Annotated in this window: 20 protein-coding genes; 16 read left to right on the top strand and 4 right to left on the bottom strand. The window is 44.3% G+C overall.

Annotated elements, in window-relative coordinates; translation table 11 throughout:
- Positions 1-6 precede the first annotated feature (6 nt).
- The 8 genes from B5X68_RS08610 to B5X68_RS08575 all read left to right on the top strand — a co-directional run bounded on the left by B5X68_RS08610 (position 7) and on the right by B5X68_RS08575 (position 8240).
- Positions 7-984 carry a glycoside hydrolase family 43 protein gene (locus B5X68_RS08610; protein WP_082214294.1) on the top strand — a complete coding sequence of 326 codons (978 nt, stop codon included), beginning with the start codon at positions 7-9 and terminating at the stop codon, positions 982-984.
- A 91-nt stretch (positions 985-1075) separates the two neighbouring features.
- Entirely contained in the window at positions 1076-3118 is a 2043-nt protein-coding gene (locus B5X68_RS08605) for a sialate O-acetylesterase (RefSeq protein WP_141110242.1), read from the top strand.
- A gap of 83 nt (positions 3119-3201) precedes the next feature.
- A complete protein-coding gene (locus tag B5X68_RS08600; protein ID WP_082214292.1) occupies positions 3202-4263 on the top strand; it encodes an endonuclease/exonuclease/phosphatase family protein in 1062 nt (353 codons plus the stop codon).
- Between the two features lie 132 nt (positions 4264-4395).
- Complete coding sequence (locus B5X68_RS08595) at positions 4396-5178, top strand: EcsC family protein (protein WP_082214291.1); 783 nt, start codon at positions 4396-4398, stop codon at positions 5176-5178.
- A 48-nt stretch (positions 5179-5226) separates the two neighbouring features.
- Positions 5227-6015, top strand: coding sequence for an MlaE family ABC transporter permease (locus B5X68_RS08590; RefSeq protein WP_082214290.1), 789 nt, complete (start codon positions 5227-5229; stop codon positions 6013-6015).
- Position 6016: 1 nt separating this feature from the next.
- On the top strand, positions 6017-6781 hold the full coding sequence (locus B5X68_RS08585; RefSeq protein WP_082214289.1) for an ABC transporter ATP-binding protein: 765 nt from the start codon (positions 6017-6019) through the stop codon (positions 6779-6781).
- The gene (locus B5X68_RS08580) at positions 6781-7794 is read left to right on the top strand and encodes an MlaD family protein (RefSeq protein ID WP_082214288.1); all 1014 of its coding nucleotides are present in this window, start codon (positions 6781-6783) and stop codon (positions 7792-7794) included. The genes B5X68_RS08585 and B5X68_RS08580 overlap by 1 nt, the downstream gene beginning before the upstream one ends.
- 74 nt (positions 7795-7868) lie before the next feature.
- On the top strand, positions 7869-8240 hold the full coding sequence (locus B5X68_RS08575) for an Hpt domain-containing protein (protein ID WP_082214287.1): 372 nt from the start codon (positions 7869-7871) through the stop codon (positions 8238-8240).
- 38 nt (positions 8241-8278) lie between these two features.
- Here the strand turns inward: B5X68_RS08575 and B5X68_RS08570 are convergent, their stop codons facing one another.
- The gene (locus B5X68_RS08570) at positions 8279-9451 is read right to left on the bottom strand and encodes a glycosyltransferase family 2 protein (RefSeq protein WP_082214286.1); all 1173 of its coding nucleotides are present in this window, start codon (positions 9449-9451) and stop codon (positions 8279-8281) included.
- A gap of 3 nt (positions 9452-9454) precedes the next feature.
- Positions 9455-10372, bottom strand: coding sequence for a glycosyltransferase family 2 protein (locus tag B5X68_RS08565; protein WP_082214285.1), 918 nt, complete (start codon positions 10370-10372; stop codon positions 9455-9457).
- Positions 10373-10560: 188 nt separating this feature from the next.
- Between B5X68_RS08565 and B5X68_RS08560 the strand changes: the two genes are divergently transcribed.
- Genes B5X68_RS08560 through B5X68_RS08540 form a run of 5 tightly spaced genes read left to right on the top strand, consistent with a single transcriptional unit; the run spans position 10561 to position 14286 of the window.
- Positions 10561-11106, top strand: a complete 546-nt coding sequence (locus tag B5X68_RS08560) for a hypothetical protein (RefSeq protein WP_082214284.1) — start codon at positions 10561-10563, stop codon at positions 11104-11106.
- Positions 11103-12260: a response regulator gene (locus tag B5X68_RS08555; protein WP_082214283.1), complete on the top strand. Its 1158-nt coding sequence runs from the start codon at positions 11103-11105 to the stop codon at positions 12258-12260. Before B5X68_RS08560 ends, B5X68_RS08555 begins: the two co-directional genes overlap by 4 nt.
- Before the next feature lie 6 nt (positions 12261-12266).
- Positions 12267-12605, top strand: a complete 339-nt coding sequence (locus tag B5X68_RS08550; protein WP_082214282.1) for an STAS domain-containing protein — start codon at positions 12267-12269, stop codon at positions 12603-12605.
- 3 nt (positions 12606-12608) lie between these two features.
- Positions 12609-13175, top strand: coding sequence for an ATP-binding protein (locus B5X68_RS08545; protein WP_082214281.1), 567 nt, complete (start codon positions 12609-12611; stop codon positions 13173-13175).
- A 1-nt stretch (position 13176) separates the two neighbouring features.
- Complete coding sequence (locus B5X68_RS08540) at positions 13177-14286, top strand: acyltransferase family protein (protein WP_082214280.1); 1110 nt, start codon at positions 13177-13179, stop codon at positions 14284-14286.
- Between the two features lie 103 nt (positions 14287-14389).
- On the opposite strand, the gene B5X68_RS08535 is transcribed toward B5X68_RS08540, so the two are convergent.
- Complete coding sequence (locus tag B5X68_RS08535; protein ID WP_082214279.1) at positions 14390-15733, bottom strand: flippase; 1344 nt, start codon at positions 15731-15733, stop codon at positions 14390-14392.
- A gap of 34 nt (positions 15734-15767) precedes the next feature.
- A complete protein-coding gene (locus B5X68_RS08530; RefSeq protein WP_082214278.1) occupies positions 15768-15980 on the bottom strand; it encodes a hypothetical protein in 213 nt (70 codons plus the stop codon).
- A gap of 153 nt (positions 15981-16133) precedes the next feature.
- Here B5X68_RS08530 and B5X68_RS08525 point away from each other — a divergent pair, with 153 nt between their 5' ends.
- The 3 genes from B5X68_RS08525 to B5X68_RS08515 are packed head-to-tail and all read left to right on the top strand — an operon-like array spanning position 16134 to position 18576.
- Positions 16134-17006, top strand: coding sequence for a glycosyltransferase family 2 protein (locus tag B5X68_RS08525; RefSeq protein WP_082214277.1), 873 nt, complete (start codon positions 16134-16136; stop codon positions 17004-17006).
- A 5-nt stretch (positions 17007-17011) separates the two neighbouring features.
- Positions 17012-17785, top strand: a complete 774-nt coding sequence (locus B5X68_RS08520) for a glycosyltransferase family 2 protein (protein WP_082214276.1) — start codon at positions 17012-17014, stop codon at positions 17783-17785.
- A gap of 23 nt (positions 17786-17808) precedes the next feature.
- A complete protein-coding gene (locus tag B5X68_RS08515; protein WP_082214275.1) occupies positions 17809-18576 on the top strand; it encodes a glycosyltransferase family 2 protein in 768 nt (255 codons plus the stop codon).
- Positions 18577-18608 lie beyond the last annotated feature (32 nt).

Below are 18608 nucleotides of genomic sequence, written 5' to 3'. Positions count from 1 at the left end.
CCTAAAATGAAAACATCGATTGTATCCATTGCGCTGCTGCTTTGCAGCCTGAGCTCATTTGCTCAAACCATTCAGAAAACTTCTGGCAATCCCGTCTTTCCAGGCTGGTATGCCGATCCCGAAGGCATTATTTTTAACAAACGGTTTTACATTTACCCTACATTTTCAGCCCCTTACGAAAAGCAGGTTTTTCTGGATGCCTTTTCTTCGGAAGATTTGATCACCTGGAAAAAGCATCCGGCTATTCTCGACACGGCTGCCATAAAATGGGCAAAACGCGCTGTTTGGGCGCCTTCAATCATTGAGAAAGACAAGAAATATTATCTCTTTTTCGGTGCCAACGACATTCAGAACGATCAGGAAAAAGGCGGCATAGGCGTTGCCGTTTCTGATAGCCCGGAAGGACCTTTCAAAGACCATCTGGGAAAACCATTGATTGATAAATTTCACAACGGCGCACAGCCGATAGATCAATTTGTTTTCAAAGACAAAGACGGTCAGCATTATTTGTTCTACGGCGGCTGGAAACATTGCAATGTCGCCAAGCTTAATAAAGATTTTACTGGCTTCGTTCCCTTCGAAGATGGCACCATCTTCCGCGAAATAACGCCGGAGAACTACGTAGAAGGTCCCTTTATGTTCATCAGAAATGGAAAATATTATTTTATGTGGTCGGAAGGTGGCTGGACAGGCCCTAACTATTCGGTTGCATATGCCATTGCCGATTCTCCTTTCGGTCCGTTCAAACGGGTTGGTAAAATTTTACAACAAGACCCCGAGGTGGCAAGAGGAGCAGGACATCATTCAGTTATACAGGTTCCCGGCAAGGATCAATACTTCATTGTTTACCACAGACGCCCTTTGACCGAGACTGACGGCAACCACCGCGAAACATGCATTGACATCATGACTTTTAATGATAAAGGCGAGATTAACCCCGTCAAAATCACCAAAGAAGGCGTTGGGCCAGTCACTTTGAAATAAGAAAAAGGTGATCAATAAATCGACTTCAAGTTACTAATGCACAGCGCAACTGATTATATTTGTTGGATCCCAACTCAAAAGTCAGTTGCCTGTGAAATTCCAATTTCTATCATTAAGAATTCTTAGTAAGCTAGGCCATTTCAGATTTCAACTCTTCCTGCTTTTTGGGCTAATATTTTTAAACAACATTGCAGATGCCCAGCGCATTGCACCCGTCGTTTTCAGCAGGCTCCCCCAGGATTCACAGCTTTATCCCCGGAATGCGCAAAGTGAGGCAACCATTCCTATTTCCGGCATCGTAGAAACGGCGGGTTACAATTATTTGTCTATTCAGGTTTTGAGAAATAATGCGGTGCAAAAATACCTGCGTGCAGACCTCAAATATGATAAGGGCGTTGGCTCATTTTCTACGGAGACAAGGATCAAAGCTGAGCTGGCCAATTACAATTTCAAAGTATATCTCTGTAAAGGCACTGATTCGACATTGATCGTCGAACGAAAGAATGTGGTTGCCGGAGACGTGTACATTGTTTCAGGACAATCCAATTCGACCGGCTTTTTCACCGAAAGCGACACCAGCCTTTTTTGCCGCACCTTTGGAAAAATTACTGCTGATCTCAATACAGGCGCTTACGATCCCGCCGACACATTGTGGGCATTTTCCAATCAGCATCCATATAACAACGGCGTTGGGACAATGGGACTGGAAATTCAGAAACAGCTTATCCAGCAATCCGGTGTCCCCAATTGCCTCATAAATGCCGGTTTTCACTGGTCGTCGGCCGCTGCACACGCGCAAAGGACCGAGAGCAACCCGGCTGATTTGCATAACGGTTATGGCCGGATGCTTTACAGGCTTCAAAAAGGCGGTTTGGCCAGCTCGGTGAAGGCCTATATCTTTCGTCAGGGTGAAAGCGAAGCTTACCATGAGGGCGGAAATTGGCCAGGAAATTTTGAGCTTTTGAGGAAAAATCTAAAACAAGATCTTGCCAATCTGGGCAAAATATACGTTTTCCAGATCGATGTGATCTATTATCCTTCACCCGTAGGGGCCGAAGTAAGGGATTACCAGCGCAGACTTCCCGAGATTTACCCGGACCTCCGCTCACTGGCGACGGTAGGAACCAAAGAATTTGACGGTTTGCACTACGGAAAAGAGGGTAACAAGCAAGGAGGCGTGGAATTATCGCGACTCATCGCCAGGGATTTTTACGGATTAAAAGACACCGCCAATATTAACTCACCCAACATCAGGAAGATTTTTTATAAAACGGCTGAGAAAAAGCAGGTTATCCTCGTGTTTGATGAAGGCCAGGAGCTTGTATATCCCGAACCTTATAAGCCTAATGGGCAGGTTACGCTGGATATGAAGGACTTTTTCTACTTCAATGGTGAATCTGGCTCGGTGACGTCAGCCAAGGTGGAAGGAAATCGGATTATCCTCGATTTGAGAGCTCCTCAGCAAGCTACCACAATGGACCTCATGCCGATGTATACACCGGAAAATGGGCCTTATTACCCGCTAAATGGCCCGTTCATTAAAAACGCGATGGGTATGCGCGCCTTTACATTCTTTAAAGTTCCGATAGGCGAAATTCTGCCCGTTCCCGAGCTGGCGGCTCAATTGGAGCCCAGCGGTGATGTCAAACTGACGTGGAAAAAAGTGCCCGGCGTTTCAGAATATATGCTTGAAAGGAAACTGGAAGGCGAAACCGAATACATGCCCGTTGCACAACTCGACAGCGCAACTTACGCGTACATTGACAAAGATGCCAGCAAATCGAAAATAGCATATTTCAGATTGAAAGGAGCTAGTAAGCTTTCTGAAACAGCGGATTACGGCTATACTGAAATTGAAACCGTCATTGTGACCGGCGTTGAGAAGGATGAGGACGCCATGTTTACCGTATTTCCTAACCCTGTTCAAAGAGGACAGCAAATGACGGTACAGATTAAAAAGCCGGTGAAGGGAACACTATCGCTGCTAAATTCTAATGGCCAGACAGTTAGCGATGAACCCGTTTCACAAGGCTCCGACACTTCTGTCCGCATCCCGGAAAATTCGGAGGGCTATCATTTCCTCAGATTAAAGACAGGCGATAAAACCTGGTCGAAAAAAGTGCTTGTCCGTTAGGCAGGCCTGATATTCATTGTGATTAGAACAATTTGTTTGTGCAAAATTAAAAACGATATTTAGCAAAATTTTTGCACCCACAAATGCTCTCTTTTAAATACGCACTGGAAATTTTCGGCGGGATCATCGTCCTCTTTTCCATCATTCCGCTCATCCGCCATGACTTCTGGGCATTTCGGGTTTTCGAGTATCCCAGGCTTCAAAAGCTCTTCCTGAACCTGCTTATCGTCATCTTATATGCCTCGCTATTTGAGATTAGCGGCACATTTGAGAAAATTTTTACGGCAGTAATCTCAGCCAATGTCATTTACCTGGTTTACCAGATCTTTCCATTCACCTTTTTTGCAAAAAAGACACTCTTAAAAGCCTCGGTCAAGGATGAGGCCAACCAAATCAGCATTATTTCATCCAATGTTTTTCAGGACAACAAAAACTGCGCGGGATGTTTGGCAATGCTCGAAAAACATGGTCCGGACCTGATTTTGCTGTTGGAAACGGATCAGTATTGGGATGAGGGAACAAAGAAATTACAGGAAACCTATCCACATCAGGTCCTGGTGCCGTTGGAAAATACATATGGGATGTTGTTGTACTCAAAGCTGGAATTGGTCAATTCGGAAATCCGGTATCTGGTTGACGAAGAGATACCTTCCATTAAAACACAGGTAAAACTGGCTTCGGGAAAATTGATCCAGCTGTACTGCGTACACCCTACCCCGCCAGTCCCGGGTGAAAATATGTATTCTACCGAGCGGGACAAGGAATTGCTGCTGGTTGCAAAAGAAGTAAAAGGCAATAATGTGCCAACCATCGTAGTAGGAGACCTTAATGATGTGGCCTGGTCATATACCACAAATTTATTTACTAAAATCAGCGGCTTGCTGGACCCACGTAAGGGCCGGGGTTTTTTCAATACATTTCACGCTAAATATCCTTTTCTGCGATTTCCCCTAGACCACGTTTTTTGCACAACGGATTTTAAGCTGATAAGCCTGAAAAGGCTCGAAAATTTCAATTCCGACCACTTTCCTATTTTAATCTCGCTCCAATACGAAAAGCAGGCGGATATGGAACAGGAAGAGCCTGAGGCCGATCAGGAAGAGAAAGAGCTTGCAGAAGAAAAGATTAATAAGGATACAGATTAGCACTTGATGTTACGTTACAAAACAGCCGAAATTCTGTTTCCGGCATGTTTGGAATGATTTTTGTAACACTGATGGCAGGATTACCCGAAGCAATGCTTCCCTTCTATCTTAACATTAATCTTTTGTTTGAATATGCTTTACCAGACATATGAGGAAAAAATAACGCCTGAATTGCATAAATGGCAGCAAAAGATGCAAAAGCGGCCAAATCTGGTAGACAGGACATCCAAAGCGGTTCAGGACAAGATCAATAATATAATCCCGGATAAGGTTCACGACGTTATCACTGCCACGATCAAGCAAATGACGCGGGCCGTTCTGACTGGGGCCGAATTTACAACTTCGCTTCCCGCCCCCAAAAATTCACTTGAAGAGATTGAAAGAGAAGTTTCGAGGCGTATCGAGTTTTATAAAAAAGCAGGCGCGGCGGAAGGCGGCATAACCGGGGCAGGCGGATTCCTGCTCGCATTAGCGGAGTTCCCTATCCTGATCGGCATTAAAATGAAGCTGCTATTTGAAATATCAGCCTTATACGGACATTCGGCAGAGGATTATCGGGAGCGGCTCTTTATCCTGCATGTTTTCCAACTAACATTTTCAAGCCAGAAACAGCGCCAGAAAGTGTTTGAACAGATCATTCAATGGCAGGAAAAAAGCAAGGAACTCCCTACCGACATTCACCAATTCGACTGGAAAACCTTCCAACAGGAATACAGGGATTACATTGATCTTGCCAAAATGGCCCAACTTATTCCGGGCATCGGAGCTGCCGTGGGAGTCATTGTGAATTACAGGCTTTTGAATCAGCTCGGCAAAACAGCCATGAACGCTTACCGCATGCGATGGTTTGAAGAGCGTACATTACAGGCCGCAAGAAACCAGGAACAATTGCCGTCACCGGCTCATAATCAATAAAGTATACCAATAAGAGTTACCCTTTGATCCACTTTGCATAACAATTGAATGAGCGCCAATCAAAAGGAAAAAGTTTTTACAAAAGGCCTGGATTCGGCTTTACTGGCAGTTTATAATGGTTACATGTTTTTCCTGCGCTTTTTCCGGGAAGCCTTTCGGGGCAGAATGGAATTTCAGGAACTGGTGAAGCAATGTTATGCCATCGGTAACAAATCTTTGCTGCTCATCGGCCTTACCGGGTTTATTACCGGAATGGTTTTTACCAAGCAGTCACGTCCGTCGCTGGCGGAGTTCGGGGCGGTTTCCTGGCTTCCATCATTGGTCGCGATCGCGATTGTCCGCGCCCTGGCAGCGTTGGTTACGGCTTTGATCAGTGCCGGAAAGGTTGGCTCAAGCATTGGTGCGGAGCTCGGTTCCATGCGCGTAACCGAGCAGATCGATGCCATGGAAGTTTCAGCGGTTAATCCGTTCAAATTTTTGGTCGTAACGCGTGTACTCGCATCCACGATCACCATTCCGATCCTGATGTTCTATTGTACAGGCGTGGCGCTTATGGGTGCCTTTCTTAATGTTACACTGAACGAGGGCACAAGTTTCAGGGCGTTTTTTGAAAATGCTTTTGAGCAAATCACCTTCCTGGATGTGGGAACTTCGCTGGTAAAAGCCATTGCATATGGATTTACGATCGGGATTGTGGGCTGTTACCAGGGTTATAATGCCAGCAAAGGAACGGAAGGCGTGGGTAAGGCAGCGAATTCGGCGGTCGTTATTTCCATGTTCCTGATCTTCATCGAGGAGGTTATCATTGTTCAGGTATCGAATTATTTTAGAATATAAAATGGCAGAAATCAACCAAAACGAAGAGCCAGTTATCGAGATCCGAGATCTTTACAAATCTTTTGGTGATCTTCATGTGCTTCAGGGCGTAAATCTGAAAGTGGATAAGGGCGAAAATGTGGTGGTGCTGGGCCGTTCTGGAACAGGGAAGTCTGTATTGATTAAGATCATAGCAGGCTTACTTACTCAAGATAGCGGCATGTGCCATGTTCTGGGTAGGGAAGTTTCGGAACTGAATCAGAAAGAACTCACGGACATTCGCCTTAAAATCGGCTTTTCTTTTCAGAACAGCGCACTTTATGATAGTATGACGGTGCGTGAAAACCTTGAATTTCCGCTGGTAAGGCACGTTAAAAATCTTTCCAAGGCTGAAATCAATGAGCAGGTGGAATATGTTTTGGATGCCGTTGGCCTGCTGCAAACCATCAATCAGGTCCCTTCCGAATTGTCGGGCGGGCAGCGAAAGCGGATCGGGATTGCCCGGACGCTTATTTTAAAACCTGAGATCATGTTATATGACGAGCCTACGGCAGGACTCGACCCGATAACTTGTCTGGAAATAAATGAGCTTATCAACGAGGTTAAAGAAAAATACCACACAAGTTCTATCATCATCACCCATGATCTGACCTGTGCAAGAGAAACAGGCGACCGGATTGCGATGCTTCTTGACGGCAAGTTCCTCAAACAAGGCACTTTCGAAGAAGTATTTGACACCGAGGAGGAAAGAATCAAAAGTTTTTACGATTATAATTTTATTCAATAATGGAAACATCAGCCAGAAAACGCTCCATAACAGTAGGACTTTTTGTTATAATAGGATTAATCATCTTCATTGTGGGGATCCTGACAATAGGAAGTATGAAGAAAGTATTCTCCTCAACAATTTCGGTAAAAACGTTATTTGATGACGTAAACGGACTTAAACAGGGAAATAATGTCTGGTATTCCGGTGTGAAAATCGGGACGGTAAAGACCATTCGTTTTTTGTCCAATTCCAAGGTTGAAGTCATCCTGCACATCGAGGAAAAGTCACAGGAATTTGTCCGGAAAAATGCAAAAGCCAAGGTGAGCACGGACGGATTGATCGGTAACAAGATCATCGTTATTTACGGTGGAACGCAAAAAGTGCCCTCCATTGAAGACGGTGACGAACTGGTGGTTGAAAAAATGGAAAGCACAGAAGAAATGCTTGCTGTCCTGTCTGAAAATAATAAAAACCTGCTGGGTATTACAAGCGCATTTAAAACAATCAGCAAAAACATTCTGGAAGGAAAAGGCACTGTGGGGATGCTCTTGAATGACGAAAGGCTGTATAATGATGTAGATCAAACATTGGCTGCTCTCAAAAAAGCCTCTGTAAATGCCCAAACCATGACGGCTTCATTATCCGGTTTTACCGATAAACTTAACCAGAAAGGCGGCCTGGCAAATGATTTTGCTACGGATACGGTTATCATGCGCGACCTGAGAACAACAATCGGCAGATTGAACGAGACCGTTACATCCGCCAACGGAATGGTAAGTAACCTGAAAACGGCAAGTGAAAACCTTAATTCGAACAGAACAAGCCCGCTGGGGGTTTTGCTGCATGACGAAACCACTGCGAGCAACTTAAAGGGAACATTACAAAACCTTGAAAGCAGCACCGAAAAGCTGGATGAAAACATGCAGGCGCTCAGGTCTAATTTCTTGTTCCGCAGATATTTTAAGAAGAAAGCAAAAGAGGAAGCGAAACAGCCTGTAAAAGAGGCAGTAAAAGATTCGGTGAGTCAATAAGAAAATTTTATATTTTTGTAAAAATATTTCGTAAACTCAACCGCTCACTCTGCGACAGCTCTAACTTCTACTTAATGGACCTACAACTTAACCCTGCTCTGGATCTCACTTACATTGAACAAGTTTATGGAGATGACCCGGTAATACTTTACATGATTTTCGATGCATTTTTGAGCGATTCTGTTCCCCGCTGGCATTCTCTTCACAAGGCGTTGGATACAGAAAACATGAAAGAGTCGGCGAGTATTGTACACGGATTGAAACCCTCTTTCACAATGGCGGGGCTCACCTGGATCAGGCCAAAAGTAGAAGTGCTTGAAAAGGCGATTAAGGAAAATGAAACACCCGAGAATCTGATGACAATGTACCAGACCATCTCAGCAGAACTCAATGAGCTGCTTCCGATCATTGAACAAGAGTCAGAGCGATTAAAACAGATTCAATAAGCACTAAAAATACATCAGGAACGGGCGTGTGGCATTTGCTACGCGCTTTTTCTTTTGGATTTGTCCCAGGCTGCGCTCTGATTTCCCTTGTAAAACCGAATAATTCCAGCAATCACGGCATAGTTCATCACGCAGAAATAATAGGGAACAAATAAGGCCTTCACTTTGATTTTGCGCTTTTCTAATATCCATCCTGCAAGTGCTGCTCCGTAAAATGCGACCTGCGCAAACAAAATGAGTTTGTAAAAAACATTCCCGGAATTGGCAACAATGGCCACGTTCAGGACAAACGCAAGGATCATTAAAAATGGCGTAATTGTCCAGCGCAGCACCCTATGGCTAATGTATTGAAATGATAACATGGGAAAATGAAAAGGATTGAGCAGTTTTTTTAGCCTTAATATGGATTGAATCCCTCCTGCCGCAATCCGCACTTTTCTCTTCAACTCTTCTTTAATGTTCTCCGATGAAAGTTCGGATGCATAGGCGTCTGGTTCGTAAATGATGCGGTAACCTTGCTGCGCAATGAGCATGGAAATCATAAAATCGTCCAGGATCGTGTCGGGTTCCACTTGCCTGTAAAGCGAATGTCTCACGCTGAAAAGCTCTCCTGCCGCGCCCACAACGGAATACAGCTCGGAATCCCACTTTTTGAGTGTTGATTCGTATTTCCAATAAAAGCCTTCCCCAGCCGTCGCGTCGGAAACGGCATCCTGCATTACGCGCTTCTCACCTGAAACGGCTCCTACTTTTGGATCGGCATAATGTCTGGCAATGAGCAGCAGCGCGTCCGGGTTCAGATAAGTATTCGCGTCCGTGAATACAACTACTTCTGTACCAACCTCATGCATTGCGCGGTGCATAGCCAGGATTTTCCCACTTCGTACAGGCGTGTGCAGCAGCTTGATCTGGCTGTATGCGCTGACGAGCTCCGGTGTGCGGTCCGAAGAACCATCCGTGACAAAGATCAGGCTTAGTTTTCCATGCGGATACGAGAGCGCCAGCGTGTTCTGGATTTTTTCTTCAATGATGCTCTCCTCATTGTATGCGGCAATGATCAGGGTTAATGTGGGCATATCCTGGTCAAGCGACGGAACCGGCCGCTTTCCTTTCACAGCCCTCCTTATCCTGACCAAAACATATAAAACAATACCATAACCGAGGAATGTGTAGAAAACAACGAAAAGACTGAGCCAGAAGAGTAATTCCATAAATTAACGGGTCAAGGGATAGCCCAGGTTGTCGCTATCCGCCTTATTGGTGAAATGCCAGGTTATTGCTTCCAGAAATACAGGAATGAAGCTGTATTCTTTGTTTTTAATGTATTGGATCAAGTTTCGCGGAACCACCGCCAGCATAAAATAGCAGCAAAAAATAAAAAATTGACCTGCTGAGCCATTCTTACGAATAAATAATATCCGGTTCCGGTTCATAAAAAACTCTTTCAGCGCCGATCGTTTGCCTACCGCAACAGATTCCTTGTGATAAATCAATGCAGAGAGATCCACATGAATTTCATAACCCGCTTTTCGGATCCGTTCGCACCAATCCAGTTCTTCATAATATAAAAAGTAATTCTCGGCCATAACCCCTGCTTTTTCGAGTGCTTCCCGGCGGATCATCATCGCAGCCCCATGCGCATAGCCCGTTACTCCACTTAGCGAATCATACTGGCCCCTATCCTGCTCAAATTGCCCGATACAAGCATTGCGGGCCGTGTAATAGTTCATAGGTGTGTAACCCGTGTATTGCAACATGCCTGGCTGATCGAAATAATGGATTTTGGGAGAAATCATGCCAATTTTCGGGTTGGCGTCCATGGTAGCGACGAGCTTGCCTATGAGCTCCGCAGTTACTTCTGTATCATTATTGATCAGAAATAAATATTCGCCGGTGGCGTGCTGAATGCCAATGTTGTTGCCTCCGGCGAATCCGGTGTTTTTTTCGGACCTCACAAATTTGACCCCGGGATAGCGTGGGATCCATTCCGGAACCGGATTGGGTTTGCTGCCGTTGTCGACAACGATAATTTCAAGATTTGGATATGTATTCACTTCATCCAATGACCTGAGCAAATCTTCTGTAACCTTGGGCTGATTAAAATTTACAGTAACAATGGAAACACTTTTCATTTGATCGGAGCTGGGCACTGGGAAACAGTCTGAAATGAAGGAATATTTTTATTGATTTGTAGAACTATTTCAAATTTAACAATTAAAACATAGCTTTAAACAAAATGTAAATTTTGCATGCAGAAAATGTTCGCAGCCCCATTAACAGCCCCGGTTTTATCGCTAAAATCTAATCCGATATTTATAAAGTGAAAATTACGCGTCTGCTTGATATAAAAAAAAATTCACCAATCCCGGATGCTGCCAGACTCTCTGCCGAAAATGTGTCGCTCCGGAAAAAAGTGGATGAATTAATTGAGACCATAGAACTATCCGGCGCAGACCATGCGCAGTCTCAAGTATATCAGGAAGAGATTGCAGAAGCATTCAGGCGCTCAGCGTTCAAGGCGAAGGCCGTTGCTCCATTTCAGGCGCTGGATCAGGACAATAACCTTTCACGGGAAGAACTTCTGGAAGGGTTGGAAAAATTACTTTCCGAAAACAAAATTGACAGCAAAATCAGCAGCTCCTATATAAGACGAAATGCAATTCAGAAGTTTGTAATGTTCATTCTGGCGATCCTGCTGATTGTTTTCGGCTTTGCGATGATCATTATGCCAGCGCCTCCCAGCTTTGAGATTTTTACAGTTTTCTATTTCAATGCCAATGACGGTGTGACAATCATGGATCTGGTATCACTACTCATCATTTTTGGTGGAGTACTTTTGTTTGTGTTAAACTTCAACAAAAAATGATCACATTTTCTGATCCTCCTGCTTCTGTAAAAAGAATCCTCCTTGTAGAGGATAATCTGATGTTCCGCAAGGTTTTTGAAGCGTCACTGATCAAAGCCGGATATAGCTGCGTAGCCTGCGAATCTGCCACAGAGGCACTGGAGTTGCTCCTGGTAGAAACCCCGGACCTGATCCTGTCCGACTACGACATGCCCGAGATGAACGGCTTCGACTTCCGCCAGGCCGTGCTGCTCAATCCCAACATTAGCGACATTCCGTTTGTGTTTTTGACTTCATTTACCGATGCATCGCTCGTAATGGAAGGTCTGAGCATGTATGCAATTGATTTTATCAACAAGGAAACGCCCATTCCGGTGATCATTTCCAAGCTGAGCAACATTATCAAATCGCTTCAAAATGAGCACGTAAGATCCGTTCGGGAATTAAAGATCGCGGCTGAAACGCTTAATGTAAAGTCAATCCCAACACGCAGCCCCGATATCTCCGGCTTTCGTGTGTATTTCTGGCATAAGGGCTATCTGGGATATCCAGGGGGCGATTTTATCGATTTTGTGCAAGTGGACCAGCGCTTTTGCTTTGCATTCCTGGGCGATATTATGGGTAAAAAGTGGAAGGCGTGGTTCTTCACTTTTGGCTTTCTGAGCTACATACGCGCCGCTATCCGCTTTTGTGTGCTCGATAATGATTTTACACTGGACACCATTGTCCAGAAGATCAATAAGCTGATCTGCATGGACGAAAGCCTGCAAAATATTCTTTCCAGCCTTTCGCTGCTTTTACTTGATAGCGAAACCGGTGAAGTGCATTATACAGGTGCGGGCGATCTGCCGCTGATCAGTTTCAGGCCCGAAACCACCAGGGCAACCACCGTGCTCTCATCCGGATTGCTACTGGGCTTGCTGGAAGATGGATTTTACGACCAGCAGGTTATTCAAATGAAGACCGGTGATCAGCTTGTCATTTTTACAGACGGCATGATCGACATTCCTTCCGATGGTTCGAAAAAAAGTGATTATCCATTTTTTGTATCCAAAATCACTCCTTATCTGGGTAATACGGAAAGCTTTGACCTCATTAAAACACACGTTTTGGAAAGCATCAATGACTCCAATCAAATGGACGATGCGAGCATTATTTTTATTGAAAAAACATAACCCCTCATGGTACTCCAAGTAAAAGAAACCGACAATGTGACGCAGGCAACCATTTTGCCGCAAGAAGCAAGCCTTGCCAATGCAGAAATGTTTAAAGAAGAGATGATCACCCTTGTAGCCAATGGTGCGAAGCTCATTGTGGTGAGTTTTGAAAATGTAAATTATATCGACAGCTCGTTCCTGGGAAGTCTGGTCGTTGCGCTTAAATATGCGATGCCACGGAACGTTGATATTTATCTTGTTTCACTAAAACCCGACGTAAAAAACCTGTTGACGCTGATCAGAATGGATAAAGTCTTTAAAATTTTTAACGACTTCGGGGAAGCAATGGAGGCATCAAAATAGCTTATGGAGCAGGATCGGATAAGAATTCATTTTACGAGTAACCGGGAAGAAATTCCTGGCATTATAAATACTTGCCTGGAACATGTCGTGCAAAGGACAAAAACCTCGCCCTCATCTCCCGACACATTTTCGAAAGTAAAATGGGTAATTACCGAATTGCTCACCAACGCGGTGAAACATTCGGGCACCGGATATTGCACATTGATTATTAAAGTGGATAATGATACGCTGACGATTGAAAAGCAGGATGAGGGAAATCCCTTATCCCTCCGCGAACAAGCCACAGGCAATGTTTTTAGGTGGCCCATAGAATCGCTTTCCGGCAAGCTCGAATTTCAAATCTATCACAACGGCATTGATTCGCTGTTCGTGACATCGGAACACAGCAACTGCGCGAAATTCCATATCGAAGAGCTGGAAGGGGTAGAAATGCCGGGGTTACTGATCGACACCAGCGAACATTTCGGGTTACTGATCATGACGAAGGCGTCGGATGAATTTTATTATGAGTATGATCCTGCAACCAAGGTTAACCGCTTTGTGAGCCTGTTTAATCTCAAAAATCACTAGTATGAAACACAGGTTCGAAGTTTTAGATATTTTTCGGGGGCTGTTTGCGACCCTGGTTTTTGCCTTTCACCTTGCCCCGTTTGCAAATACACCACTGCTGAACAACCGGTTTGTCGAGAATTCGGATATGTTCGTTGATTTTTTTTTCGTTCTTAGCGGGTTTGTCATCGCTTACAGCTATCAATCACTTTCCGACGGGCCGCAGCTGAAATTGTTTTTAACCAAAAGAGTCTACCGGGTTTACCCTTTGCACTTCGTCATGCTCATTGCGTTTTTAGGAATGGAAATTGCCAAAAACATATTGAGCCCTTACATTCAAGTGAACAACCTGATTAATCCCGCTAACAACTTTTACACTTTTTTCACATCCCTTTTTCTCATCAATTCAACGCCTATTCCGGGTGTTAGGGACGTAAGCTGGAACATTCCAAGCTGGTCCATCAGTGCGGAAATGATCGCTTATGTGGTTTTTGGATCGCTGCTCGTCTTCATTCATTCGTCGGGACAATTCACAAAGCGAAACCTGTATTACGTGCTGATCATCCTTATCGCGCTGACCGGTCTGTGGTTCGTTTCCCATAGCTTTCAAATCAATTACAGCTTCGATTACGGATTTTTGAGAGGGATTCTTGGCTTTTTTACAGGCGTTTTGTGCTTCAATTTTTTCAGTAACACACATACATCCGTCCGCACGATGCCGTCCTGGATTTTCTCGGTGGGTGAATTACTTACGCTTTCGCTTATAGGACTCTGCATTTACAATGGCCAGGCAATGAAACCCTGGGGCGCCGTTTTTGAAGTCCTGTTTTTTGCCTGCATTTACACATTTGCATTTGAAAAGGGCATTATTTCCGCTGGTATGAAGCGTGTGGGATTGTTTCATAAACTTGGACAGTATTCCTACTCCATTTATATGACGCACGCTCTCCTTGTGAGTCTTTTCAATGTGCTTTTTATACGGATTTTAAAATTTCAACCGGAAGATTATGCCTATCTGGTCTTTCTGAACTTCGCCCTGATATACTTTGTGTCAGCCTGGACTTACAAAAATATTGAAATGCGTTTTCAATATAAATCGAAGAAAAAAGCGGTTACGGAGCGTGTAAAATAGCCTGAAAGCTCAGGCCTTGCCTTAAAATTATGATCTGATGTCCTTTCAGTATCATTTATCAAGCATATTCAATAGGTGTATTCATGCAGGATCAAGCTGCCTGTCATTTCATTTTAAGCATTGGTTTAAGGTGCTTATTCAAAAACTCGGGATAAAACTGGAACATGTAAACAAAAGTATTCAGAATATTTACGCCTATCGTTTTTCTTAGAATAGCTTGCGCCACGATAAATCCGGCTATGCTCGAAATCAAAGTAGCATAAGCAGCGCCCATCACGCCAATAGACCGGATCAGAAAATAGTTGAGTACAAGATTCAGTGTTGCCGAGCCGATGACCACTAAAAAGGTGATTTTTGTCTTACCTATGGAATCGAGAATGTTACCGAAAAGCCTTCCAAATGGCCCCAAAAGGCAGTATAGCAGGGTAATCTGCAACAACGGAATGGAATCGTTGTACTTTTCACCAGCAATTAAATGGATAACAGTTCCAGAGAAAAGATAAAGAAAAAGCACCACAGGAACTACTAGCGCCAGCGTGGTCCCCACGGATTTCTCATACAGATATTTGATCGCACCGGGACCTTCCGACTCCATACGCTTGGCACTTTGCGGAAATACAATAGTTGCCACCGCATTGCCTGGAATGTCGATCAGGTTTGTGACCCTTACCGCAATGTTGAATGCCCCGGAAGCCGCAGGAGAAAGCAATGCGCCCAGCATCATCTGGTCGATCGTGCCCGAGAGTAATGAGCTTATTAATGTTCCAAACGCATATTTCCCGTAACCAAAAAGCTTATTAACCCACATTTTGCTAACATTCCGAGATAGAACAAGGTTGTCTTTTGCAAAATTATACGCAATCAGCATGCCTAATAGAGCACTCAAAATCTGCACCCAAACCAAATAGATCAGCTCCACATGAATTGAAAATACAAAACAGACCAGCACATATGCAAAGAAGGTGCCCTGACGAATAATGGTGGTGATAAAAATGCCATTGAAGCGGAGATTCGCCTGCTCCACACCATTAAACTGCGCCTGCATTCCAGAAAAAAGATAGATCGCAATGTAAAAATAAAGCAGCGACACCAGCTGCGGCGAGTCCCAGATCCGGCTCAGAAATGGTGCGATCAGGATAATGGTCGTAATGCAAAAAACGGATACGATGCCGCTGATCGCGAACGATGCCGTGATAATCTCAGGATGCTCCTTCTTGTCCGTTGAAGAAATGTATTTGACGAGCGCATTTTGCAAAAGCCCGCTCCGAATGGCTTCCAAAATGGTGGTCGTACTAATGAATAGCGTCCAGACACCGAAATCGTGCTTTGACAACAACCTTACCAGCACATAAAACCCTGCGAAACCAAAAAACACCCCAGAGAAATTCTGAAGTATATTGATAAACCCCGACTTAATCCAATACTGATCTTTGGGCTTATTCTCCATTATGGTTGCATAAAATGTTCTTCAACATATTTCATCACTTCGTCGTCGGTTTTGGCAGGTAATATTTTTGCCCCGGAGAATTGGGGATAGAGCTTATGAAAACACTTGAAATAATGTTCAGGTCCTTTAACCAATATTTCCACTGCATTACCTGGCAATAAAGCGTGTCGCGATAAAAATATCTTACTTCCCAGGGCAATTTTCCGTAGCGGATCAGCACAATCAGACTCAACAATTTATTCAACATGCTGTATACTTAATCAGACTGCGATAATAGAACTAATTTTACTAATTTTTTGCGCAAACCCGGATTAAAGTTTTAACTTTCATCCGAAAGTGCACACTCAGTGCCAGCAAAGCAATTTATTAAAGCATATCGACTCCACTTTACTATCCGGACATGAGTTTATTTGGCTTGCCGCAATGGATTTCCCCGCATCTTTTTACGAATAAGCGGTTCCAGGATCTTACAGGTGAAGAAATTGAGCGCCTGAAAACTAGCATCAGCCGTTTCAAGGAAGAAAGCCCCGAGGTTTCCGTAGTAATTCCCGCCTGGAACGAAGAAAACAACATCTATCGCACACTTTCATCACTATCAGCCAGCAAAAGCAAGTATAAGGTTGAAATTATTGTCATTAATAATAATTCAACCGATGGCACGCAGCATGTGCTGGAAACGCTGGGCGTTCGTACCTATCTTCAAACCGTCCAGGGAACGCCTTTCGCGCGGCAAATGGGTTTGGAACTTGCCCGCGGTAAATATCATCTCTGCGCCGATTCCGATACATTTTACCCGCCCGACTGGATCGATCTGATGGTTGCGCCGATGGTTAAAGACGTAGGAATTACGGGTGTTTACGGCAACTACGCATTCATTCCGCCGGAAAATCAAGGTCGTTTTGGGCTTTGGGTCTACGAAAAATTCGCAGGGATCATGATCCAGGTCCGCAAGAAAAACCGCGAGTATCTGAATGTCTACGGCTTCAATATGGGGTTTGTTACGGAGATTGGCCGCTCCACGGGAGGCTTCAAGGTAAGCGGCTCACGTGTTTATGCCAACATTGTGGGGAGCGATTTCCAGAACGAGGCGGAGGACGGGCGCATGGCATTAAACCTGAAAAAAGCCGGTAATCTGAAAATGGTGGCCGATTCCCGCGCAAAAGTTTTCACATCTCCCCGCCGCTTACTGGACGACGGAAGCATTACTAATGCCTTTTTCAACCGCGCCAAAAGACAGTTGAAAGGAATGCGTGACTATCTCTCGATGTTTTAGAACTTATGCATATTTTTCCCGATACCACTTTATTAATAACGCATTACAACAGAAGCGAGTCACTGGAACGACTTCTGACCAGTTTTGAAGAGCTCAACTGCCGCTTCGGCGACATTGTTGTGTCGGATGACGGCAGCAAACCCGAACATCTGGAGAAGATAAACGGATTGCAGCACCGCTTCAATTTCAACCTGGTTACCACCCCTAAAAACAAGGGATTAGGAAATAACATTAACAAAGGACAGGACGCCGTCAAGACGGCCTATACTTTATATGTTCAGGAGGATTTTCAGCCATCTGATATTTTCCCGGCCCATTTCGAGGACGCGATCACCTTCATGCGAAACGATTCGAAGTGGGACATCGTCCGGTTTTACGCCTATTTTGCCTACCCTACTTTAAAGCCGTTTCAAAAAGGATTTTCGGAAATGGTTTACAAATTCTGGGATATGAACCACCTCAAATTCTACTATTACAGCGATCACCCGCATTTGAGGCGAAGTACTTTTTTCGAAAAATTCGGCAGATATCCCGAAGGGATCAAGGGTGATCTGACAGAGTATAAAATGGCGGTTAGCTTTTTACAAAATAAAGGCAAAGGATTGTTTTTCAATGAGTTTACAAAATTATTTTACCAAAAAAATTCATCTGACGAACCCAGCACAATGGTCCGGGCCGACTGGAAACTGAGCGAAAATCCACTGATCAAGCTAGCCCGCCTTGGTTATCTTCGCTACCGGTGGCTGAAAAATACGCTCGACCTAGTGTTCATGAAATAACCCGACCGGAACTGCTTAACGTTATGGAAAAAGAGTATATTTTTAATGGTGTGACGCTGCTCATTACACATTATAACAGAAGCCAGTCGCTCGAACAGCTGCTGAAATCATTTGCCGGGCTGCGTTGCAAATTTGAAGACATTGTCGTTTCCGATGACGGAAGCAAGTCCGAACATATTGATTATCTGCACGGACTGCAAACGCAGTTTAATTTCCGGCTGATCACAACGCCAAAAAACAAAGGACTTGGCAACAACATTAACAAAGGCCAGGACGCGGTGCAGACTCCTTTGACATTATATGTGCAGGAGGATTTCACTCCCGCCCCGATTTTCCCTGAGAAGTTCAGGCACGCATTGCAGATCATGCATAGCAGGCAAGAAATTGACATGGTACGATTTTATGCCTATTTCGAATATCCATATCTGACCAACGGGGATGAGGGTTTTTACGATATGGCGTTCAAAATGTGGAAACCGGGTTACAGAAAGTTTTACATGTACAGCGATCACCCGCATTTGCGTCGTACAAGCTTTTTCCAAAAATTCGGTAGATACATTGAAGGCCAAAAAGGTGATTTTACCGAGTATAGCATGATGATGTCATTCCTGAAAAAGAAAGGAAAGGCCGTTTTTTATAAAGATTTCACAGGTTTGTTTACGCAAAGGAATTCCGAAGTGGAGCCTAGCACCATGAAGCGTGAAAACTGGCGACAGAGCGAGAATTTTTTCCTGGCAAACGTCCGGCACCTGTACAGGCATCTGAAATTTAACTTTGATTACCTGCTCTGACTCCTCCATTTCTGAAAAAATTTCAATGATCA

This window comes from Dyadobacter psychrophilus, from assembly GCF_900167945.1.
In the GTDB taxonomy this organism is placed as follows: Bacteria; Bacteroidota; Bacteroidia; order Cytophagales; family Spirosomataceae; genus Dyadobacter; species Dyadobacter psychrophilus.
This window is presented reverse-complemented; position numbering and strand designations above follow the sequence as displayed.

Bases quoted from the DNA above. Each gene is read 5' to 3' on its own strand.
- B5X68_RS08575 (WP_082214287.1), top strand. From the start codon at position 7,869: ATGGACCTACAACTTAACCCTGCTCTGGATCTCACTTACATTGAACAA.
- B5X68_RS08555 (WP_082214283.1), top strand. From the start codon at position 11,103: ATGATCACATTTTCTGATCCTCCTGCTTCTGTAAAAAGAATCCTCCTT.
- B5X68_RS08590 (WP_082214290.1), top strand. From the start codon at position 5,227: ATGAGCGCCAATCAAAAGGAAAAAGTTTTTACAAAAGGCCTGGATTCG.
- B5X68_RS08570 (WP_082214286.1), bottom strand. From the start codon at position 9,451: ATGGAATTACTCTTCTGGCTCAGTCTTTTCGTTGTTTTCTACACATTC.
- B5X68_RS08535 (WP_082214279.1), bottom strand. From the start codon at position 15,733: ATGGAGAATAAGCCCAAAGATCAGTATTGGATTAAGTCGGGGTTTATC.
- B5X68_RS08565 (WP_082214285.1), bottom strand. From the start codon at position 10,372: ATGAAAAGTGTTTCCATTGTTACTGTAAATTTTAATCAGCCCAAGGTT.
- B5X68_RS08585 (WP_082214289.1), top strand. From the start codon at position 6,017: ATGGCAGAAATCAACCAAAACGAAGAGCCAGTTATCGAGATCCGAGAT.
- B5X68_RS08610 (WP_082214294.1), top strand. From the start codon at position 7: ATGAAAACATCGATTGTATCCATTGCGCTGCTGCTTTGCAGCCTGAGC.
- B5X68_RS08540 (WP_082214280.1), top strand. From the start codon at position 13,177: ATGAAACACAGGTTCGAAGTTTTAGATATTTTTCGGGGGCTGTTTGCG.
- B5X68_RS08580 (WP_082214288.1), top strand. From the start codon at position 6,781: ATGGAAACATCAGCCAGAAAACGCTCCATAACAGTAGGACTTTTTGTT.
- B5X68_RS08515 (WP_082214275.1), top strand. From the start codon at position 17,809: ATGGAAAAAGAGTATATTTTTAATGGTGTGACGCTGCTCATTACACAT.
- B5X68_RS08525 (WP_082214277.1), top strand. From the start codon at position 16,134: ATGAGTTTATTTGGCTTGCCGCAATGGATTTCCCCGCATCTTTTTACG.
- B5X68_RS08550 (WP_082214282.1), top strand. From the start codon at position 12,267: ATGGTACTCCAAGTAAAAGAAACCGACAATGTGACGCAGGCAACCATT.
- B5X68_RS08595 (WP_082214291.1), top strand. From the start codon at position 4,396: ATGCTTTACCAGACATATGAGGAAAAAATAACGCCTGAATTGCATAAA.
- B5X68_RS08600 (WP_082214292.1), top strand. From the start codon at position 3,202: ATGCTCTCTTTTAAATACGCACTGGAAATTTTCGGCGGGATCATCGTC.
- B5X68_RS08520 (WP_082214276.1), top strand. From the start codon at position 17,012: ATGCATATTTTTCCCGATACCACTTTATTAATAACGCATTACAACAGA.
- B5X68_RS08530 (WP_082214278.1), bottom strand. From the start codon at position 15,980: ATGTTGAATAAATTGTTGAGTCTGATTGTGCTGATCCGCTACGGAAAA.
- B5X68_RS08545 (WP_082214281.1), top strand. From the start codon at position 12,609: ATGGAGCAGGATCGGATAAGAATTCATTTTACGAGTAACCGGGAAGAA.